Consider the following 20,202-nt stretch of genomic DNA (forward strand, 5'->3'; position numbering starts at 1 on the left):
GTAGACGGTATACCGTATGGAGTATCCTGCGTCTAGGGTCTCGACAGGGGTCCGCATTCTGGATATTCCATACAGTATGGCAAATGCAATCAGGGACTGGCGCGGCCGTTCCTACCTCCCTGGACCCGTCCCCCGTGACCGCACCCGCATGTTCTGGTCGTCCTGGGCCTGCATGGCCGCGATCAGCCCGCTCCAGTACGGCTACGCCGCCCTCCTCGCCCAGCGGGCCGCCGGGCTGACCCTGCTGGCCGTCTGGATCGCCTGCCAGGCCGCGGGCGCGCTGCCCGCCCTCCACCTCGTGCGGCGCGGCCGCCTCGGCGTACGCGCGTGCCTGACCGCCGGGGCCGCGCTGAGCGGCACCGGCCTCGCCACGGCGGCCCTCACCGGCCCCGGCCCGATCGCCCTGGCCGGCTACGCGCTGCTCGGCGGGCTGGGCGCGGGCCTCGTCTACGGGGTCTGCGGCGAGGTCGTCTCCGCTTGGTACCCGGAACGGCCCGCCGCCCGGGTCGGCCTGATCACCGGTGCCTTCGGCTACGGCGCGGTGCCCCTGCTCATCTGGGCCGGGATCGCCCCCGGCGCCACGTCCGCCGCGTTCCTGGCGGCCGCGGCGGTCGCGGTGGCGGTCATCGCGGCGGCGGCCCGGCACCTGCGGTTGCCGCCGGCGTTGTGGTGGCCCGGCGACGTCGACCCCCGCACGCACGCCCTGGACGCGGCCCGGCTGCGCACGACGCCCGAGCCGGCCAGGCAGTTCGCTCTCGCTCAGGCGGTGCGCACCCGCACGCTGCCCGCGCTGGCCTTGATCCTGACCTGCGCGGGCGCGGTGTCGGTGTTCGACGTGATCGTGGTGGCCGGCACGGGTTCCTGGGCCGCGCCGGCCCTGCTCGTGGCGCTGAACGGGGCGAGCAGGTCGGTGGCCGTGCGCGCCTCGGAGGCGTTCGGCCGCAGGCGGGTGCTGGCCGCCGTGCTGGGCGCGCTCGCCCTCGGCCAGGTCCTGCTCGCCGCCGCGCTCCAGGCCGGTGGGCTGCTGTTCTGGCTGGGCGTGATCGCGGCCGGAGCCGGGGGCGGCGCGTTCTACCCGCTGCTGGCCGGGCTCGTGCGCGGCTTCTTCGGCGCGGAGCGGGCCGGCGAGATCCACGCCGTCGTCTACAGCGCCAAGGCCCTGGCCGGCGTCGTGGCCGCGGCCCTGGCGCTGCTCGCGCTGACCGGCCCGGTCACCGCCCTGCTGGCCGCCGCCGCACTGGCCGCCCTGCCCGCGCTCGCCACGCCCCGCCTGCGCATTCCCGGCCTGCCCGCCACCATCCCCCTGTGATGAGACTCACGGCCGGGACGAACCCCTGGACGGTATGCTGTAGGCAGTCGACTAAAAACTTTTGCCATCCCTGGAGACATGATGTTGCTGTCGGATCAGGCCGGTCAGGCGGCGGCCGCCAAGATTCCCCGCCCTGCGACGCTCAGGGAGAGCGTCATCGAGGCTATCCAAGATCTGATCGTGTCCGGGCAGCTCAGACCAGGTCAGCATCTCGTCGAGAGCGAGCTTGCCGGTCTGCTGGGCGTCTCCAGGCAGCCCGTCCGCGAGGCCCTGCAGCAGCTCAGCGGCGAGGGCTGGGTGGACCTGCATCCGGGCCAGGGCGCGTTCGTGCACGTTCCGACGCTGGAGGAGGCCGACCAGCTCCTGGCCGTGCGCGCGCTGCTGGAGACGGAGTCGGCCAGGCTGGCCGCCCAGCACGCCGACGAGAGCGGCGTGTCGCGGTTGCGCGAGCTCTGCGCGCGCGGCATCGCGGCCGTCCGCTCCGACGACGTCGACGGCGCGGTGGCGACCAACTCGGAGCTGCACGCCCTGGTGACCGCGTTGTCGGGCAACAAGGTGCTGGCCGAGTTGGCCAGCCAGGTGGCCAGGCGGGTGCGGTGGTATCACACGCCGGTGGCCCGCCAGCGTGGCATGGCCTCCTGGGAGGAGCACACCGCGCTGATCGACGCCATCGAGGCCGGCGACGAGAGCCGCGCGGCCAAGATCATGCGCGAGCACACCGAGCACACCCGCGCCTCCTACATGGAGCAGCGGGCGGGCGAGCCCGCCGAGCCCGCGCCCAAGCCGGTGCGCCGCCGGCGCCCGCGCCAGGCGGGTTTGACCTGACGTTCACAGAAGTTCACATGGTCCGAAACACCCTGGGTAGAGGCTGGGGCCGGACAAAGTTGGGAGGTGCATGACCAGTGAAGGCGCTCATCCGCTTTCTTCTCAGTGATCCCCACGGCCAGGCGGCCGACGGCCGCTCCATCGGCCTCGGTTTGAGCACGGCTCTGCGCAAGCACTACTCCGCCGACGACGCGGACCGTCACCTGGCCGCCTGGACGGCCGAGCAGACGACTGGGCACACGACTGGGCACGACGTACGCAAGAGCCCGCGACGCTGAGCCGCGGCGGGGGCGTTCCCGTCCCCACACGCGGCCCAGAGATCAGCGGCCCCCTCGGCACTCCGGCCGCGGACGCCGTCAGCGTTCCGCCGGCTCCATCACCTCGGCCTTCTTCGCCTCGCGTGCCGACTTCACGAGACTCAGCACCGTGGTGACGGCGAGGGTGCCGAGGATGACGCCGAGAGAGACCAGGATCGGGATCTCCGGCGCCCACGACACCCCGTCGTGGTGCAGCGCCTCCAGGATCAGCTTCACGCCGATGAAGGCCAGCACCACCGACAGCCCCTTGCTCAGGTAGACGAGCCGGTCGAGCAGCCCGCCGATGAGGAAGAAGAGCTGGCGCAACCCCATGAGGGCGAAGGCGTTGGCGGTGAAGACCAGGTAGGGCTCCTTGGTGAGCCCGAAGATGGCCGGGATGGAGTCGAGCGCGAACAGCAGGTCGGTGGTCCCGATGGCGACCATCACGATCAGCATCGGGGTGACCAGCCTGCGGCCGAGGTGCACGGTGAGCCGGGCACCGTGATAGGTGTCCGTCGTGGGCAGGACCCGGCGCACCGCACGCAGGGCCAGGTTCTCGGAGAACTCCGCCTCCTCCTCGTGCCCGATCAGCTTCCACGCGGTGTAGACGAGGAAGGCGCCGAACACGTAGAAGAGCCAGTCGAACCTGGTCACCGCCTCCGCGCCGGCCGCGATGAAGGCGCCGCGCATCACCAGGGCCAGGATGATGCCGATGAGCAGCACCTTCTGGCGATACTCCCTGGGCACCCGGAACCGGCTCATGATCAGCAGGAAGACGAAGAGGTTGTCCACGCTGAGCGAGTACTCGGTGATCCACCCGGCGAAGAACTCCCCGCCGTGCGCGGGACCCGACAGCAGCAGCAGGCCGGCCCCGAAGGCGATGGCCAGGCCCACGTAGAACGCGACCCAGCCCACGCACTCCTTGAACGAGGGCTCGTGCGGGTTGCGGGCGACGAGGTAGAAGTCGAACGCGAGCACGACGCAGAATCCGCCGATCGTGGCCAGCCAGATCCAGACCGGCAGATCCATCGCCGGAATCATCTCCGGTTCCCCCTCCGCGTACGCGTCATCTGGGCAAGCCGGACGTATTGGGTGAGCAGCTCCTTAGCAAGAGGGTTGCCGGCGGCGCGGCGCATGAGCCAGTGCGGCAGGAGCCGCTCATGCAGCCAGACGAAGCCGATCGCGAAGCCGAGGCTGACCATCGCCTGGTAGCCCAGGAACGGCAGCACGCCGTCGGCCGGACCGGCGCCGGCCAGGCTCTCCTGCACCAGCCGGGACACGGGGAAGGCCACCAGCCAGTACAGGCCCACGGGTCCGAAGGTCCCCGGCCGGAAGAGGCCGTGGCCGAGCAGCATGCCGTACAGACCGCCGAAGAGCGCGAGCGGCACGGCGAGCGCCAGGGCCGACAGCGCGGCCATCCCGGTGGGCTGCCCCGCGAACAGGGTCAGCCCACCGGCCATGGCACCGGCGACGGCTCCGATCGACGCCCCTGGGAGGGCGAGTTCGAGGCTGTGCCGTCCGTCCATCAGCCCACGACCACGCCGAAGGCGAACAGGCTGTAGAACAGCATGCCGAGGTAGAACACCGCACCGAACCCGATGATCACGTTGGTCCACCACTTGGGCCTGATCGGTTTCGGTAACATGCGGTTGTTGACCAGGAGCAGTGTCACGCAGTACGCGCCCATCGCGAACGTCGACAGGAACGCCAGCGTGTCCAGGATCCCGCTGGGCCCGTCGGCCGGGCCGAACAGCAGGATCAGGATCCCGAAGAGGATCACGCCCCAGAGGAAGATGCCGTACAGGCGCGACATGCCCAGCTTCTTCGCCCCGCGGACGAAGTTGTAGGTCATGTCAGCCTGACCACGGGAGAAGGAGTCGAACAGGCCGAGCGTCGCGTTCAGACCGATCAGCGCGATGAACCCGAGGAAGAGCCCTCCGAGCACCGAGCTGCCTGCCGAGGAGACGGCGTCGGACATGGCGCTGAGCGCCACCTCCCGGTCGTCTCCCTGGATAGCGGTCCGCACCGCGGGGTTCTGCCGCACCGCCGACTGGGCGATCACCGTGAAGGAGATCGTGACCAGCATGGTGATGCCCCAGAACAGGAGCAAGGCGTCGAAGGTGACCCAGCGCCGCCAGCCCTTCCACTTGGCCATCTCGGCCGGGTTCTCGGTGTCGAACATGAACCCGCGCGCGGGCATCTCCTCTTCCTCGCCGGCGTGACGCAGCCCGCGGACCTGCGGGATGTGCGCGCCCATGCCGGCGCCGGAGTCACGCAAATGCAGCGTGTACCACATCTGCTGCATGCCCGACGGCCCCGCGAAGGCGCACGCGCCGACGATGACCGGGAACCAGGCCGCCGTCATGGCCTCCGGAGGCAGGTAGCCGAAGGAGAACATGCCGGTGAGCGTGCTGGCCACGTCGGCCCAGGTGCCCACCATGGCCGCGACCACGGACGTGCCGATCACGAGCGCGCCGATGAGTAACGCCAGCACGTTCTCCAGCACGTTGTAGATCACCTTGAGGAAGCTGAAGAGCACGCCGACCAGGATCAATCCGATGACCGCGGTCACCATCCAGGGGATCCCGGTTATCTCCTCGAAGGCCGCCGCCCCCGCCGACAGGTGGCCGGGCCAGATGTAGACGGCGATGGCGACGATGAAGAAGAACCACATCAGCGGCTTGAACACCCGGGCCGCGCCGGAGAAGATGCTCTCCCCCGTGGCCATGGCGTAGCGCGCCATCTCCAGCATCACCACGGCCTGCAGGGTGACGCCGATCAGGAACAGCCATCTGATCTCGGGCCCGAACAGCAGCACCAGACGGGGCCACATGTACGACTCGCCCATGCCCACGCCCAGCGCGACGAGGAAGACCGTCGGACCGAGAATGTGCACCGACGGAGGCGCGTCGGGCAGCTTTCTGATGGGCATCGGCGCAAGCCGGCCCGCTTTCCATACTCGTTGATCCTCGACCGGCGGCGTGGCCGTCGCCGGTGGTGTGTTCGATGTGTCCACCTACGGACCTCCTGAGGGGTTGTTGCCTTCCTCGTGCGCCCCGAATAGCCCCCTCGCCTGGATACCTGCTGCGCTCGGCTCTTAGCTCAGCAGTCCGGCAGCCCTGGCCCAGCGGTACTTGGCACCGAGGACCGCCACGGGCTTTTCCGTCGTGTACGGATACGCGACCACGCCATGCTCGAACAGGTACTCGCTGGCCTCCTCAACCTCGGTGTCGCCGGCGAGTGACGCCACGACCGGCTTGACGTTTCCCTTCGCCCGCTCCTCCGCCACCACACGGGCGATGAGCTCGGCGAAGACCATCGGCGGCGTCACGATCGTGTGCCAGTAACCCAGGACGAGCGCGTGGATCCGGTCGTCGGCCAGGCCGAGCCGAACCGTGTTCGCGTACGTCGCGGGCGGCTCGCCGCCGGTGATGTCGATGGGGTTGCCCGCCGCGCCGAACGGCGGGATGTAGGCGCGGAAGGCCGCGTCCAGGTCGGGCGGGATCTCCATGAGGGTCAGCCCGGCGTCCACGATGGCGTCGGACAACAACACGCCCGAGCCGCCCGCGCCGGTGATGATGACCACGTTCTCGCCCTTGGGGGCGGGCAGGATGGGCAGCGCGCGGGCGTACTCCAGCATGTCGTTGAGCCCGGGGGCCCGCACGACGCCGGCCTGGCGCAGGATGTCGTCGTAGACCTTGTCGTCGCCCGCCAGGGCGCCGGTGTGCGAGCCGGCCGCCCGCGCGCCCATGGCGGTGCGCCCGGCCTTCAGCACGATGACCGGCTTCTCCTTGACCACGCGGCGGGCCGCCTCGACGAAGCCGCGCCCGTCCTTGAGGTCCTCCAGGTGCATGGCCACGGCCTTGGTGTTGTCGTCCTGCTCGAAGAAGGTCAGCAGGTCGTCCTCGTCCACGTCGGCCTTGTTGCCGACGCCGACGATGGCCGAGACGCCCATCTTGGTGGTGCGGCTGAAGCCCAGGATGGCCATGCCGATGCCGCCGCTCTGCGAGGTCAGCGCCACGCTGCCCTTGACGTCGTACGGCGTGCAGAACGTCGCGCAGAGGTTCTCCGGCGTGTAGTAGTAGCCGTAGATGTTCGGCCCGAGCATGCGCGTGCCGTGCCGCCTGGCGATCTCGACGATCTCCTTCTGGCCCTCGACGTTCCCGGTCTCGGCGAACCCGGACGGGATCATGATCGCGCCCGCCACGCCCTTCTCGCCGACCTCCTCCAGCGCCGGCGCCACGAACTTGGCCGGGATCGCGAACACGGCCACGTCCACGTCACCGGGCACGTCGGCGATGCTCTTGTACGCGGTCAGCCCCATGATCTCGTCGGCCTTGGGGTTGATCGGGAAGATCCGCCCCTGGTAGCCGCCGTTGATGAGGTTGCGCATCACCGAGTTGCCGATCTTGCCGTCCTCGGCCGAGGCGCCGATCACCGCGACCGAGCGCGGCTTGAAGATCCGCGTCATCTGCCGCAGGATCTCCTCGCGGGACAACCGGGGGACCTCGGCGGGCGGCGTCCCGATGAGGACGCGCACGTCGGCGGCGACGGCGCCGTGCGCGTCGGCGAAGACGGGGTTGAGGTCCACCTCGACGATCTCGGGGAAGTCGGTGACCAGGCGGCCGACGCGTTCGATCAGCCCCGCGAGCGCCGCCCGGTTGGCGGGTGCGGCCCCGCGGACACCGCGCAGCACTTCGGCCGCTCTGATGTCGTCCAGCATCGCCAGCGCGTCATCACCCGAGACCGGGGCCAGGCGGAAGGTCACGTCCTTGAGCACCTCCACCAGGACACCGCCCAGGCCGAAGGCGACGATCTTGCCGAAGGTGGGGTCGGTGACGGCGCCGACGATGACCTCGTGGCCGCCGCCGACGAGCTGCTGCACCTGGACGCCGTCGATCCTGGCGGCCGGGTCGTGGGCGCGGGCGTTGGCCAGGATCGTGTCGTAGCCCTGCCTGACCTCCTCGGCGCTCCTGAGGCCGACCAGCACGCCGCCGGCGTCGGTCTTGTGCAGGATGTCGGGCGAGACGATCTTCAGGACGACCGGGAGGCCGATCTCCTCCGCCAGCCGCGCCGCCTCCTCGGCCGAGGCGGCCAGCCCTTCGCCGGGGGTGGCGATGCCGTACGCCTGGCACAGCTCGCGGCCCTCCGGCGCGGTCAGGGCGGTGCGCCCCTCGGCGAGCGCCTTCTCGATGACTTCGCGGACGGCCACTAGATGACTCCGTTCGTCTTGAGTGCGGCCAGCTCGTCCGCGCTCACGCCGAGCTCGCCGAAGATCTCCTGGTTGTGCTCGCCGAGCAGGGGCGGCGTCCTGACGTCCACCGGCGAGTCCGACAGTTGCAGCGGGCTGCCCACGGTCACGAACGCGCCGCGCTCGGGATGGTCGACCGCGACCACGATGCCCTCCTCGCGCAGCGACTCGTCCTCCACCAGCTCCTTGGTGGACAGGATCGGACCGCACGGGATGTTCTCGGCGTTGAGCCGGTCGAGGACCGTCCACTTGTCGTGGCGGATCGTCCACTCCTCGATGAGCTGGAACATCTTGTCCAGTTTCGACAGCCGGGCGTCCGGGCTCGCCCACTCGGGGTCCTCGGCCAGCTCGGGGCGGCCGATGATGGACGAGAGTGGCTTCCAGCCGACCGGCTGGACGATGACGTAGATGTAGTCGTTCGGGCCGCCGGGCGCGCAGCGCACCGCCCAGCCGGGCTGGCCGCCGCCGCTGGCGTTCCCGGATCGGGGCACCTCGTCGGTGAACGTCTTGTTCGGATATTCGCGCAGCGGGCCGTGCGCCAGCCGCTGCTGGTCGCGGAGCTTGACGCGGGCCAGGTTCAGCACGGCGTGCTGCATGGCCACCTGGACGCGCTGCCCGCGCCCGCTCCGCTCGCGCTGGTAGAGGGCGGCCAGGATGCCCGCGACCGCGTGGATGCCGGTGCCCGAGTCGCCGATCTGGGCGCCGGTGGCCAGCGGCGGGCCGTCCTCGAAGCCGGTGGTGCTCATCGAGCCGCCCATGGCCTGGGCGATCACCTCGTACGCCTTGAACTTGGCGTACCGGCCGGCGCCGAAACCCTTGATCGAGGCGTAGATCAGGCGCGGGTTGAGCTCCTGGAGACGCTCCCAGGGGAAGCCCATGCGGTCGACCGCGCCCGGGCCGAAGTTCTCCACCAGGATGTCGGCGCTCTTCACCAGCTCGGCGAAGATCTCCTTGCCGCGCACGCTCTTCATGTTGAGGGTGATGCTGCGCTTGTTGCAGTTGAGCATCGTGAAATAGAGGCTGTCGACGCCCGGGACGTCGCGGAGCTGCTGCCGGGTGATGTCGCCGGTGGGCGCCTCCAGTTTGACCACGTCGGCGCCCAGCCAGGCGAGTAGCTGGGTGGCGGACGGGCCCGACTGGACGTGGGTCATGTCGAGGACGCGGACACCTTCGAGAGCCTTCATGTCGGTGATTCCCCTACTTGTACATGGTCTGGTTCATGGTCCCCGGGGCGTAGACCTCGGGATCGACCCAGACGTTGATCAGCGAGGGTTTGCCGGACTCCCTGGCCCGCTCCAGCGCGGGGCGGATGTCGGCCGGGTCGCGCACCTCCTCGCCGTGACCGCCGAGGAGCTTGGCGAAATCGCCGTAGCGGATGTCGCCGAGGGTGTTGCCGACGCGGGCACGGTCCTCGCCGTACTTGGCGGCCTGGCCGTACCTGATCTGGTTCATGGAGGAGTTGTTGCCGATGACGCCGATGAACGGCAGGTTGAAGCGGACCATGGTCTCGAAGTCCCAGCCGGTCAGGCTGAAGGCGCCGTCGCCGAACAGGCACAGCACCTCCTTGTCCGGCTTGGCCTGCTTGGCGGCCATCGCGAAGGCCATGCCGACGCCGAGCGTGCCGAGCGGGCCCGGGTCCATCCAGTGGCCGGGCGACTTGGGCTGCACGACCTGGCCGGAGAAGGTGACGATGTCGCCGCCGTCGCCGATGTAGATCGTGTCCTCGGTGAGGAACTCGTTGATCTCGTGGACGAGGCGGTAGGGGTCGATGGGCTGGGCGCCGGAGAGCTGGCGGGGCAGGCGCTTCTCATAGGCCGCGTTCTCGACCGCGCGCAGCTCCTCCAGCCATTCCTTGCGGCGGGCCGCGGCGTTCTCGATGCGGCCGCTCGCGGCCTGGGCCGCCGCCGACAGGATGAGGCCCGCGTCGCCCACGATCCCCAAGTCGATGTCCCGATTTTTCCCGACAGTGCGGTAATCGAGGTCGATCTGCACCACCGTCGCGGCCGGCGAGAGGCGCTTGCCGTAGCCCATCCGGAAGTCGAACGGGGTGCCGACGATGATGATCAGGTCCGCCTCGGTGAAGGCGTACCTGCGGCTGAGCTGGAAGTGGTGCGGGTCGCCCGGCGGCAGCGTGCCCCGGCCCGAGCCGTTCATGTACGCCGGCACGTTCAGCGACCTGGCGAAGTCGACGGCCGCGTCCGTGGCCCGGCACGTCCACACCTGGCTCCCGAGCAGGATGCACGGCTTCTCCGCGTGCGCCAGCAGGTCCGCCAGCCGCTCGATCGCCGCGGGATCGCCGGCCTGGCGGGTGGAGGCCCGATAGCGCCCCGGCTCCGGGATCCGCGCCTTCTCCAGCGGCACCTTGGCGTCCAGCACGTCACGGGGGATCTCCAGGAACGACGGCCCGGGAGCGCCGTGGTAGCACTCGCGGAAGGCCATCGACACGATGTCGGCCACCCGTTCCGTGCTGGGCACCGTGGCCGCGAACTTGGTGATCGGGGTCATCATGTCGACGTGCGGCAGGTCCTGCAGCGAGCCCATCTTGTGCTGGCTCAGAGCTCCCTGGCCGCCGATGAGCAACATGGGGCTCTCCGCGCGGAAGGCATTGGCCACGCCGGTCACGGCGTCGGTCGTGCCCGGCCCGGCGGTGACCACGGCGCAACCCGGTTTGCCGGTGATGCGCGCGTACCCGTCGGCCGCGTGCGCGGCCACCTGCTCATGGCGTACGTCGATGACCTCGATGCCCTCATCGACACAACCGTCATAGATGTCGATGATGTGGCCGCCGCAGAGCGTGTAGATCACATCCACGCCCTCGGCCTTGAGCGCCTTGGCTACGAGATGACCGCCAGAGATCGTTTCCGACATCGTGCCCACCCTTTCCGGCGACTGTCTTCCGCATACTGCATACCGTATGAACGCAATGGTTACCCCCTCACGATCGGCCTGTCTAGCCCCCCAGGGGCAACTCGATCAGCTCGACCCGCTCACCGGCCCATCCCGGCGGGACGACCGCCAGCGCGTCCGCCAGCGCCGCTCCCCACAGGGATCCCGGCCGGTCATGACCCACCGGAACGGCTCCCCCGCCGGACCTCCGCACCGGCACCAGGCAGGTGTTGCCCGGGTGCGTGCGCACGGCTCCGGCCAGGGCGCTCGTCTCCTTGGGCGCCGTCGTCCCGGTCAGCTCGCGCAGGATGGGGGCCAGCAGCGTGAGCGCGGCGGCGAGGGCCGCGAACGGGTTGCCCGGCAGGCCGACGACGAGCCGGCCGTCGGGGAGGCGGGCGAGCATCTGCGGATGCCCGGGGCGTACGGCGACGCCGTCGACGAGGACGTCGGCGCCCACGTCGGCGAGCACGGCCCGCAGATGATCGGCCGGACCCTTCGAGGAGGCCCCGCACACGACGACGACGTCGGCGAGAGCACCCGGCCCTGCGTCGAGCGGGGTGGACGGGCTCGCGGGGAGGTCGGACGGGATCGCGGGCGGGCCGGCGAAGGCCGCGCGCAGGGGGTCCGGGCCGTCCGGCAGCCGGACCGTGCCGGTCACGCGGCCGCCGGCCCACTCCACCAGGCCCGGCAGGAAGGGCCCGATCGCGTCGCGCACCCGCCCCGGCCCCGGCAGCCCTTCGCGCACGACCTCGTCCCCGGTGACCAGCACGGAGACCCGCGGCCTCGGGCGTACCAGCAGCACGTCGTGCCCGAGACCGGCGGCCAGCCCCAGCACCACGGGCGTCACCACCGCGCCCGCCCCCAGCACGACCGCGCCCTCGGCGATGTCCTCGCCGCGCAGCCGGATGTGCCGCCCCGCCGTCACCCGGCCGTCCACGCGCTCACCGCCGGCGGACGCCTGCTCGTAGGGCAGCACCGACTCCGAGCCTGCGGGCACCGGCGCGCCGGTGGCGATCTCCACCGCCTCCCCCGGCCGCAACCGCCGTCCGTGCGGCGCTCCCCCGGCCAGCACCCGGCCCACCACGCGCCACGGCCCGGAGCCCGCCACCGCGTAGCCGTCCATCGCCGACACGTCGGCCCCCGGCACCGGCACCAGAGCCACGAGGGCTCCGGCCAACCGGCAGCCGAGCGCCTCGGCGAGCGGCACCGAGGCGGGTTTCAACGGGCACGCCGCCCCGATCGCGAGAGCCCTCGCCGCGGCCCATGACACTGCTTCCACCACTGGATGATGCCCGACAACGGTCACAGGCGAGCTCCTTGACCCGACTTTTTCCATACTGTATACCGAATGCACATACCGACGCGAGGACGGAGCGGAGCATGAAGGTCGCTGTTCTTGGCGCCGGCGCCATCGGCGCGTACGTGGGAGCCGCCCTGCACCGGGCGGGAGTCGAGGTGCACCTCATCGCGAGAGGAGAGCATCTGCGGGCGATCCGCAGCGCCGGTGTGCGGGTGCTCACCCCCAAGGGCGACTTCACCGCCCACCCCCACGCCACCGACGACCCTGCCCAGGTCGGCCCGGTGGACCACGTCTTCCTGGGCCTCAAGGCGAACAGCTACGCCGCGGCGGGCCCCATGATCGAGCCACTGCTGCACGCGACCACGAGCATCATCGCCGCGCAGAACGGCATCCCGTGGTGGTATTTCCACGGGCTCCAGGGCCCCTACGAGGGCTACCGCATCGAGAGCGTCGATCCGGGCGGCGCGGTGACCACCGCGCTGCCGCTGCACCGCGCGATCGGCTGCGTGGTCTACGCGGCCACCGAGGTCGAGCGCCCCGGCGTGATCCGCCACCTCGAAGGCACCCGCTTCTCCATCGGCGAGCCGACCGGCGAGCTGACCGAGCGGTGCGCCGCCTTCAGCACGGCCGCCGTCGCGGGCGGGCTGAAGTGCCCGGTGGAGCCGGATCTCCGCCGCGACGTCTGGATCAAACTCATGGGCAACATCGCCTTCAATCCCATCAGCGCCCTGGCCAGGGCGACGATGGCCGGGATCTGCCGCCACGACGGCGCGCGGGAGCTGGTCGTGTCGATGATGCGCGAGGCCGTGGACGTGGCCGTGCGGGTCGGCAGCGATCCGGGGATCTCGATCGAGCGCCGGCTGAGGGGCGCGGAGAAGGCCGGCGAGCACAAGACGTCCACGCTCCAGGACCTGGAGAAGGGCAAGCCGCTGGAGCTCGACGTGCTGCTGGCGGCGGTGGTCGAGCTGGCCGATCTGACCGGCGCCGACGTCCCCACGCTGCGCGCGATCCACGCGGTGAGCGACCTGCTGAACGAGAACCTTGTCCGTGCGGTCTAGTGCGGCATACCGTAGTCCGTATACAAAATGGAGGGATCATGAGCTATGACCGCCTGACCCATCCACTGGTGCGCGAGAACGGCGTGCTCCGCGAGGCGACCTGGGATGAGGCGCTGGAGAGAGCGGCCGAGGGCTTTCGCCGCAACGTCGAACGGCACGGCCCTGACAGCTTCGCCATGTTGTCTTGTGCCCGCTCCACCAACGAGATGAACTACGTCGGCCAGAAATTCACCCGCGTGGTGATCGGCACGAACAACGTGGACTCCTGCAACCGCACCTGTCACGCCCCCAGCGTGGCGGGGTTGTCGGCGGTGTTCGGCAGCGGGGGCGGCACCTCCTCCTACCAGGAGGTGGAGGACACCGATGTGATCATCCTGTGGGGGTCGGCGGCCCGCAACGCCCATCCCATCTTCTTCCAGCACGTCTTGAAGGGCATCCGCAACGGCGCCCGCATGTTCGCGGTGGATCCGCGCCGCACCGGCACCGCCCAGTGGGCCGACCTGTGGCTGGGCCTCAACGTGGGCACCGACATCCCGCTCGCCCACGCGGTGGCCCGGGAGATCATCCACGCCGGGCTGCACAACCAGGAGTTCATCGAGCGGGCCACGACCGGGTTCGAGGAGTTCAAGGAGTCGGTCGAGCCGTGGACGCTCACGACGGCCGAGCAGGTCACCGGGGTGCCCGCGCACGCCATCCGCGAGCTGGCCCACGCCTACGCCCGCGCCGACCGGGCCCAGCTCTGCTGGACGCTCGGCATCACCGAGCACCACAACGCGACGGACAACGTACGAGCCCTGATCAACCTGTCCCTGCTCACCGGCCACGTCGGCCGCTACGGCTCGGGCCTGTCGCCGCTGCGCGGCCAGAACAACGTGCAGGGCGGCGGCGACATGGGCGCCATCCCCAACCGGCTGCCCGGCTTCCAGGACATCCTCGACCCGGCCACCAGGACCCGCTTCGAGGGCGCCTGGGGGCGGCAGATCCAGCCCCGCTACGGGCTCAACCTCACCCAGATGCTGGAGGCGATGGCCGAGGGCGAGGTGACCACCTGCTATCTCATCGGTGAGAATCCCGTGCAGTCCGAGGCCGACTCGCTCGCCTGCGTCAAGCGCCTGTCCATGCTCGACCACCTCGTCGTGCAGGACATCTTTCTCACCAAGACGGCCCAGCTCGCCGACGTGGTGCTGCCCGCCAGCGCCGCGTGGTGCGAGGCGGACGGCACGTTCACCAACAGCGAGCGCCGGGTCCAGCGGGTGCGCAAGGCCCTGGAGCCGCCGGGCGAGGCCCGCGACGACATCTGGATCATGTGCGAGCTGGCCCGCAGGCTGGGCCACGACTGGGCCTACGACGGCGCGGAAGAGGTTTGGAACGAGCTGCGCGCCCTGTCCCCCCAGCACGCCGGCATGAGCTACCAGCGGCTGGCGGACCTGCAGGGCATCCAGTGGCCGTGCCCGTCGGAGGACTCGCTGGAGCCCCCCTACCTGCACGGCCGCCTGTGGGACAGCGATCCGGTCAAACGGGGCATGCCCGCGCCCTTCGCCCTACTCCGCCATTCGCCGCCGGTCGATCTGCTGGACGAGGAGTATCCGCTGCGCCTGACCACCGGCCGCCGGCTCGACTCCTACAACACCGGCGTGCAGTCCTCCGGGTTCGCCTCCCCCATGCGCCGCGGCGAGACGATCGAGTTGTGCCCCGAGGACGCCGACCGCCTCGGCCTGGTAACGGGCGAGGAGGTGCGGATCACCTCGCGGCGCGCCTCGGTGGTCGCCCCGGTGTTCATCGATCCGGCGCTGCGGCCGGGGCTGGTGTTCATGACGTTCCACTTCCCCGACGAAGTGGACGTCAACTCCCTCACCATCGAGGCCACCTGCCCGATCGCGGGCACGGCGGAATTCAAGGCGGCAGCCGTCCGCGTCGAGAAGCTCGTCAAGGCCAGGTGAACAGATGGATGTGAGATTCCGGAACGTGGAGCCCTCCGACGACGAGCGCGCGGCGGTCGACGCGCTCCTCGGGGCGCCCGCCACCGCCTGGGACGGCGGCTCCAGGACGGCGGCCGGGCTGCGCGCGGCCTCGCGCGCCGAGTCCCAGCGCGACCTGCTGCTGCCCGCGCTGCACGCGGTCAACGACCGGGTCGGGTGGATCAGCGAGGGCGCGCTCGACTACATCTGCCGCCGGCTCACCGTGCCGCCCGCCGAGGCGTACGGGGTGGCCACGTTCTACTCGCTGTTCTCCATGGAGCCGCGCCCGGCCCGGGTGCTGCACGTCTGCACCGACCTGGTCTGCCAGGCCAAGGGCGCCCAGCGGCTACGCGACCAGGTCGAGGAGCGGCTCGGCCCGCCGGGCACGTCCTGGCACGAGAGCCCTTGCCTGGGCCTGTGCGAGCGGGCCCCGGCCGCGCTCGCGCTGGAGGCGGGCCTGCCGCCGAACGCCGAGGTGCACGCCCCCGCCGACGCCGACGCCATGGCGAGCAGCGCCGCCGACGCCGTCGCCACCGCGCCGAGCCTGAACGGCAGCACGCCGCGCCTCGACGTGGCGGGCGACGCGCCGGTGCGGGAGGCGGTGCCGCAGGCCGGGCAGCCAGGGCTGACGCTGCTGCGGCGGGTCGGCACGGTCGATCCCGGCAGCCTGGACGGCTACCGCGCGGCCGGCGGCTACACCGCCCTGCGCCGGGCGTTCGAGCTGGGCCCCGCCGGGGTCATCCGCGAGGTGCTGGAGTCCGGACTGGTCGGCAGAGGCGGCGCGGCCTTCCCGACCGGCCGCAAGTGGGAGGCCGCCGCCCGCCAGCCCGACCATCCGCACTACCTGGTCTGCAACGCCGACGAGAGCGAGCCGGGCACCTTCAAGGACCGCGTGATCATGGAGGGCGACCCGTACGCGCTGGTGGAGGCGATGACGATCGCCGCCTACGCCACGGGTTGCGCCAAGGGCTACCTCTACATCCGGGGCGAATACCCCAGGGCGACCGCCCGCCTCCAGCACGCGATCGAGACCGCCCGCGCCCGGGGCCTGCTCGGCGACGACATCCTCGGCAGGGGCCTGTCCTTCGACATCGAGCTGCGGCGGGGCGCCGGCGCGTACATCTGCGGCGAGGAGACCGCGATCTTCAACTCCATCGAGGGGCAGCGCGGCGAGCCGCGCAGCAAGCCGCCGTTCCCCGTGGAGAAGGGCCTGTTCGGCAAGCCGACCGTGGTCAACAACGTCGAGACGCTGGTCAACGTGCTGCCGATCCTGGAGCGGGGGGTGCGGGCGTACACGGCGGCCGAGCCCAAGCTGTTCTGCGTCTCGGGCGCGGTCGAGCGGCCCGGCGTGTACGAGCTGCCGTTCGGCGCGACGCTGCGCGAGCTGCTGGAGTTGTCCGGCACCACCGGCACGACCAGGGCGGTGCTGCTCGGCGGCGCGGCCGGCGCGTTCGTCACCGACCTGGACATCCCGCTCACCTTCGAGGGCACCAGGAACGCGGGGGCGACGCTCGGCTCCGGCGTGGTGCTCGTCATCGACGACACCGTGGACCTCAAACGGCTGCTGCTGCGCATCGCGGAGTTCTTCCGCGACGAGTCGTGCGGCCAGTGCGTGCCCTGCCGGGTGGGCACCGTACGGCAGGAGGAGGCCCTGCACCGCCTCTCGGACCGGGTCGACGACCGTGACCTCGTGCTGCTGCGGGAGGTCGGGCAGACCATGCGCGACGCCTCCATCTGCGGCCTCGGACAGACCGCCTGGAACGCCGTCGAATCGGCCATAGATCGCCTGGGAGTGTACAAATGATCCCGCTCCAGCCGCCCCGCCGGCTCATCGACGTCCAGATCGACGACGAGACCGTGCGCGTGCCGGAGGGCGCGACGATCCTCGACGCCTGCCACGCCGCCGGCAAGGACATCCCGACCCTGTGCTACGGCGACACGCTGACGCCCAAGAACGCCTGCCGCGTGTGCGTCGTGGAGGTGGAGGGCGTCAGAACGCTGGCGCCCTCCTGCTCCAGGAAGGCCGAGGCCGGCATGAAGGTCGGCACCGGCACCGAGCGCGCCCGGCAGAGCCGCAAGGTGGTGCTGGAGCTGCTCGGCTCGTCGGTGGACCTGTCGACCACCCCGAGGGCGGCCGAGTGGGTCGAGGAGTACGGCGCCGACCCGTCCAGGTTCGGCGAGGCGGCGGCCACGGTCGAGCAGCCCGCCAAGGTGGACAACGACCTCTACGTCCGCGACTACGGCAAGTGCATCCTCTGCTACAAGTGCGTGGACGCCTGCGGCGACCAGTGGCAGAACTCCTTCGCCATCTCCGTCGCCGGCCGGGGCTTCGACTCGGTGATCTCCACGGAGTTCGACGCCCCGCTCACCGACTCGGCCTGCGTCTACTGCGGCAACTGCGTCGAGGTCTGCCCGACCGGCGCGTTGTCGTTCAAGACCGAGTTCGACATGCGGGCCGAGGGCACCTGGGACGAGTCGGCGCAGAGCGAGACCACGACGATCTGCAGCTACTGCGGAGTCGGCTGCAACCTGACCCTGCACGTGCAGGACAACAAGATCGTCAAGGTGACCTCGCCGCACGACAACCCCGTGACCAAGGGGAACCTCTGCGTCAAGGGCCGTTTCGGGTTCGGCTATGTCTGAGGCCGGCGGGGGCGCCCGTGTCTAGGGCCGCCGTCCGGCGGCGCATCCTGCGCGTCAAGGACGCCTCCCGCACCAGCCGGATCGACTCGCTGGCCGCCGAGGAGCCCCTGGAGATCCGCCTCGACGGGACCCCGCTGACCGTCACCATGCGCACCCCCGGCGACGACTTCGACCTGGCCGCCGGGTTCCTGGTCAGCGAGGGGGCCGTGGGCGCGGCGGGCGACGTGTCCACGATCCGCTACTGCGCGGGCGCGACGGCGGACGGCGGCAACACCTACAACGTCCTGGACGTGCGGCTCGCGGCCGGCGTCGAAGCGCCGGCGCCGCGCAACTTCTACACGACCTCCTCCTGCGGCGTCTGCGGCAAGGCGTCGCTGGAGGCGGTGCGCACGGTGGCCCGCTGGAGCGCCGGTGACGACCCCGTCGAGCTGGCGCAGTCGACCGTCGCCACCCTGCCGGACCGGCTGCGCGCGGCTCAGCGGGTGTTCGACAGGACCGGGGGCCTGCACGCGGCCGGCCTGTTCACCGCCGACGGCGAGCCCCTGTGCGTGCGCGAGGACGTGGGCCGGCACAACGCCGTGGACAAGCTGCTCGGCTGGGCGCTGCGGAACGGCCGGCTCCCGCTGCGCGGGACCGTGCTGATGGTGTCCGGGCGGGCCTCGTTCGAGCTGGTGCAGAAGGCCGTCATGGGCGGGATCCCGGTCCTCGCCGCGGTCTCCGCGCCGTCGTCGCTCGCGGCCGAACTGGCCGCCGAGGAGGGGCTGACGCTGATCGGGTTCCTGCGCGGGAACTCGATGAACGTCTACACCGGCGAGCGGCGGCTGAACGTCACCCCGGGCACCGGCAACGGCTCTGCCGGAGCACGATCACCGGGGTGATGGCGGGATGCCGTACGGCGTGGCGTTAGCCCCCAGCCGCCGTCCGGCATCCCAACCTGGCTTTGACAACCATTTTCATTTTGTCGCATACTGACACACATGATGTCAGGATTTTCCCGGTCTTGTGCTGCGGGTTTGCTGGTGGGAGCCTCGGTGCTCACGACGGCGGCCTGCGGAGCAGCCGCCTCGCCCCCGTCCAGTGGCAAGCCCGAGGTGGTCGCCGCCTTCTACCCGCTCCAGTGGCTCAGCGAGCAGGTCGGGGGATCCGACGCGCAGGTGACGGTGCTGACCGCCCCCGGTGTGGAGCCGCACGACCTGGAGCTGAGCATCCAGCAGGTGACCGACCTCCAGGACGCCGCGCTGACCGTCTACGTCAAGGGCGTCCAGCCGGCCGTCGACGACGCGGTCGAGCCGGACAGGAGCTTCGACGCCGCCACCGCGGTCACCACCATCCCGGCGGGCGAGCAGGAGGAAGCGGAGGAGGGGCACGCCCACGAGGAGGTCCCCTACGACCCCCACCTGTGGCTCGACCCCTCCCGTCTGGCCACCGTCGCCACCAGGCTGGGCGAGCGCATGGGGGCCGCCGACGCCGCGCACGCGCAGGCGTACCAGGACCGCGCCGCCAGGACGGCCGCCGCGCTCGGCGCGCTCGACCAGGAGTTCAGCCAGGGCCTGGCCACCTGCAGGACCAAGACGCTGGTCACCGCGCACCAGGCGTTCGGCTACCTGGCGGACCGCTACCGGCTCAAGCAGGTCGGCATCACGCTCGACCCCGAGACCGAGCCCTCCCCCGCCCGCATCCTCGAGGTGGCCAAGCTGGCCAAGGCCGAGGGCGTCACCACGGTCTTCACCGAGACCCTGGTCAGCCCGAAGGTCGCCGAGGTCCTCGCGAACGAGGTCGGCGCAAAGACCGCCGTGCTCGACCCCCTGGAGGGCAAGCCCTCGGGCGACTACCTCTCCGCCATGCGCGATAACCTCAAAACCCTTCAAACAGCACTGGGGTGTACGGCATGAGCGAAACGGCCTTCGCGATGACCGGCGGCCGGGTCTCCTTCGACGGCGTGCCCGTCCTGCGGGGCATCGACCTGACCGTCCGTCCCGGAGAGGTCGTGGCCCTCCTGGGCGCCAACGGCTCGGGCAAGTCGACGCTGGTCCGCGCGCTGCTCGGCCTCACGCCGCTGAGCGGCGGCCAGACCTTCATGTACGGCACGCCGCCCGGCAGGTTCCGCGACTGGTGGCGCATCGGCTACGTGCCGCAGCGGCTCCAGGTCGGCGGCGGCGTACCCGCCACCGTGCGCGAGGTCGTGGCCTCGGGCCGCGTCGCCCGGCAGAGCAGGCTCCGCCGGACCAGCGCGGCCGACCGGGAGTCCGTGGCCCAGGCACTCGACACCGTCCGGCTGGCCGACCGGGCCAATGATCCCGTCCAGTCGCTCTCGGGCGGGCAGCAGCAGCGGGTGCTCATCGCCCGCGCGCTGGCCGGGGAGCCGGACACGTACGTGATGGACGAACCCACCGCCGGCGTGGACGCCGACACCCAGCGGTTGCTGGCCGACACGCTGGGCGGGCTGGTGCTCCGCGGCAAGACGGTGGTCCTGGTCGCGCACGAGCTCGGCCCGATGGAGCCGGTCATCACGCGCAGCGTGGTGATCCGCGAGGGCCGCGTCGCGCACGACGGCCCGCCGCCGCGGCCCGAGGGCGACTGCGCCAAACCGGGACACGAGCACCAGCATCCGCACGCCGCGGAGACGGCCGCAGGGCCGCTCACCGGCTGGCAGGGAGACGCATGACCGCCGGGGCA

The 20,202-nt window shown here is 71.1% G+C and carries 17 protein-coding genes; 10 read left to right on the forward strand and 7 right to left on the reverse strand.

The genetic code is table 11. The annotated features are described in order from the left end of the window. Window positions 1-76 precede the first annotated feature (76 nt). From ACWD0F_RS30800 to ACWD0F_RS30810, 3 genes are all read left to right on the forward strand, one after another. Window positions 77-1,309, forward strand: coding sequence for an MFS transporter (locus tag ACWD0F_RS30800; protein WP_449881430.1), 1,233 nt, complete (start codon window positions 77-79; stop codon window positions 1,307-1,309). 81 nt (window positions 1,310-1,390) lie between these two features. Continuing rightward, a complete protein-coding gene (locus ACWD0F_RS30805; RefSeq protein ID WP_449881478.1) occupies window positions 1,391-2,134 on the forward strand; it encodes a GntR family transcriptional regulator in 744 nt (247 codons plus the stop codon). Window positions 2,135-2,211: 77 nt separating this feature from the next. After that, the gene (locus tag ACWD0F_RS30810) at window positions 2,212-2,412 is read left to right on the forward strand and encodes a hypothetical protein (protein WP_449881432.1); all 201 of its coding nucleotides are present in this window, start codon (window positions 2,212-2,214) and stop codon (window positions 2,410-2,412) included. Between the two features lie 78 nt (window positions 2,413-2,490). Here the strand turns inward: ACWD0F_RS30810 and ACWD0F_RS30815 are convergent, their stop codons facing one another. The 7 genes from ACWD0F_RS30815 to ACWD0F_RS30845 all read right to left on the reverse strand — a co-directional run bounded on the left by ACWD0F_RS30815 (window position 2,491) and on the right by ACWD0F_RS30845 (window position 11,849). Continuing rightward, window positions 2,491-3,459 (reverse strand): TerC family protein, encoded by a 969-nt coding sequence (locus ACWD0F_RS30815; RefSeq protein ID WP_449881433.1) that lies wholly within the window; start codon window positions 3,457-3,459, stop codon window positions 2,491-2,493. An 8-nt stretch (window positions 3,460-3,467) separates the two neighbouring features. After that, the gene (locus ACWD0F_RS30820) at window positions 3,468-3,956 is read right to left on the reverse strand and encodes a hypothetical protein (protein ID WP_449881435.1); all 489 of its coding nucleotides are present in this window, start codon (window positions 3,954-3,956) and stop codon (window positions 3,468-3,470) included. Beyond that, complete coding sequence (locus ACWD0F_RS30825) at window positions 3,956-5,362, reverse strand: Nramp family divalent metal transporter (protein WP_449881437.1); 1,407 nt, start codon at window positions 5,360-5,362, stop codon at window positions 3,956-3,958. Before ACWD0F_RS30825 ends, ACWD0F_RS30820 begins: the two co-directional genes overlap by 1 nt. A gap of 165 nt (window positions 5,363-5,527) precedes the next feature. Continuing rightward, window positions 5,528-7,642 carry an acetate--CoA ligase family protein gene (locus ACWD0F_RS30830; protein WP_449881439.1) on the reverse strand — a complete coding sequence of 705 codons (2,115 nt, stop codon included), beginning with the start codon at window positions 7,640-7,642 and terminating at the stop codon, window positions 5,528-5,530. Continuing rightward, complete coding sequence (frc, locus tag ACWD0F_RS30835) at window positions 7,642-8,865, reverse strand: formyl-CoA transferase (protein WP_449881441.1); 1,224 nt, start codon at window positions 8,863-8,865, stop codon at window positions 7,642-7,644. Before frc ends, ACWD0F_RS30830 begins: the two co-directional genes overlap by 1 nt. Window positions 8,866-8,878: 13 nt before the next feature. Further along, window positions 8,879-10,549, reverse strand: a complete 1,671-nt coding sequence (locus tag ACWD0F_RS30840; protein ID WP_449881443.1) for a thiamine pyrophosphate-binding protein — start codon at window positions 10,547-10,549, stop codon at window positions 8,879-8,881. 82 nt (window positions 10,550-10,631) lie between these two features. After that, window positions 10,632-11,849, reverse strand: a complete 1,218-nt coding sequence (locus ACWD0F_RS30845) for a molybdopterin molybdotransferase MoeA (RefSeq protein ID WP_449881480.1) — start codon at window positions 11,847-11,849, stop codon at window positions 10,632-10,634. A 98-nt stretch (window positions 11,850-11,947) separates the two neighbouring features. Here ACWD0F_RS30845 and ACWD0F_RS30850 point away from each other — a divergent pair, with 98 nt between their 5' ends. From ACWD0F_RS30850 to ACWD0F_RS30880, 7 genes are all read left to right on the forward strand, one after another. Further along, the gene (locus tag ACWD0F_RS30850; protein WP_449881445.1) at window positions 11,948-12,925 is read left to right on the forward strand and encodes a 2-dehydropantoate 2-reductase; all 978 of its coding nucleotides are present in this window, start codon (window positions 11,948-11,950) and stop codon (window positions 12,923-12,925) included. A 38-nt stretch (window positions 12,926-12,963) separates the two neighbouring features. After that, window positions 12,964-14,865: a molybdopterin oxidoreductase family protein gene (locus ACWD0F_RS30855; protein WP_449881447.1), complete on the forward strand. Its 1,902-nt coding sequence runs from the start codon at window positions 12,964-12,966 to the stop codon at window positions 14,863-14,865. Window positions 14,866-14,869: 4 nt separating this feature from the next. Beyond that, window positions 14,870-16,687, forward strand: coding sequence for an NAD(P)H-dependent oxidoreductase subunit E (locus ACWD0F_RS30860; protein ID WP_449881449.1), 1,818 nt, complete (start codon window positions 14,870-14,872; stop codon window positions 16,685-16,687). Then, the gene (locus tag ACWD0F_RS30865; RefSeq protein ID WP_449881451.1) at window positions 16,684-17,526 is read left to right on the forward strand and encodes a 2Fe-2S iron-sulfur cluster-binding protein; all 843 of its coding nucleotides are present in this window, start codon (window positions 16,684-16,686) and stop codon (window positions 17,524-17,526) included. The genes ACWD0F_RS30860 and ACWD0F_RS30865 overlap by 4 nt, the downstream gene beginning before the upstream one ends. Window positions 17,527-17,543: 17 nt before the next feature. Further along, complete coding sequence (gene fdhD / locus ACWD0F_RS30870) at window positions 17,544-18,404, forward strand: formate dehydrogenase accessory sulfurtransferase FdhD (protein WP_449881453.1); 861 nt, start codon at window positions 17,544-17,546, stop codon at window positions 18,402-18,404. Window positions 18,405-18,557: 153 nt separating this feature from the next. Continuing rightward, complete coding sequence (locus tag ACWD0F_RS30875) at window positions 18,558-19,418, forward strand: metal ABC transporter substrate-binding protein (RefSeq protein WP_449881455.1); 861 nt, start codon at window positions 18,558-18,560, stop codon at window positions 19,416-19,418. Further along, window positions 19,415-20,191: a metal ABC transporter ATP-binding protein gene (locus ACWD0F_RS30880; protein WP_449881457.1), complete on the forward strand. Its 777-nt coding sequence runs from the start codon at window positions 19,415-19,417 to the stop codon at window positions 20,189-20,191. The genes ACWD0F_RS30875 and ACWD0F_RS30880 overlap by 4 nt, the downstream gene beginning before the upstream one ends. Window positions 20,192-20,202 lie beyond the last annotated feature (11 nt).

This window comes from Nonomuraea sp. NPDC002799, from assembly GCF_053592075.1.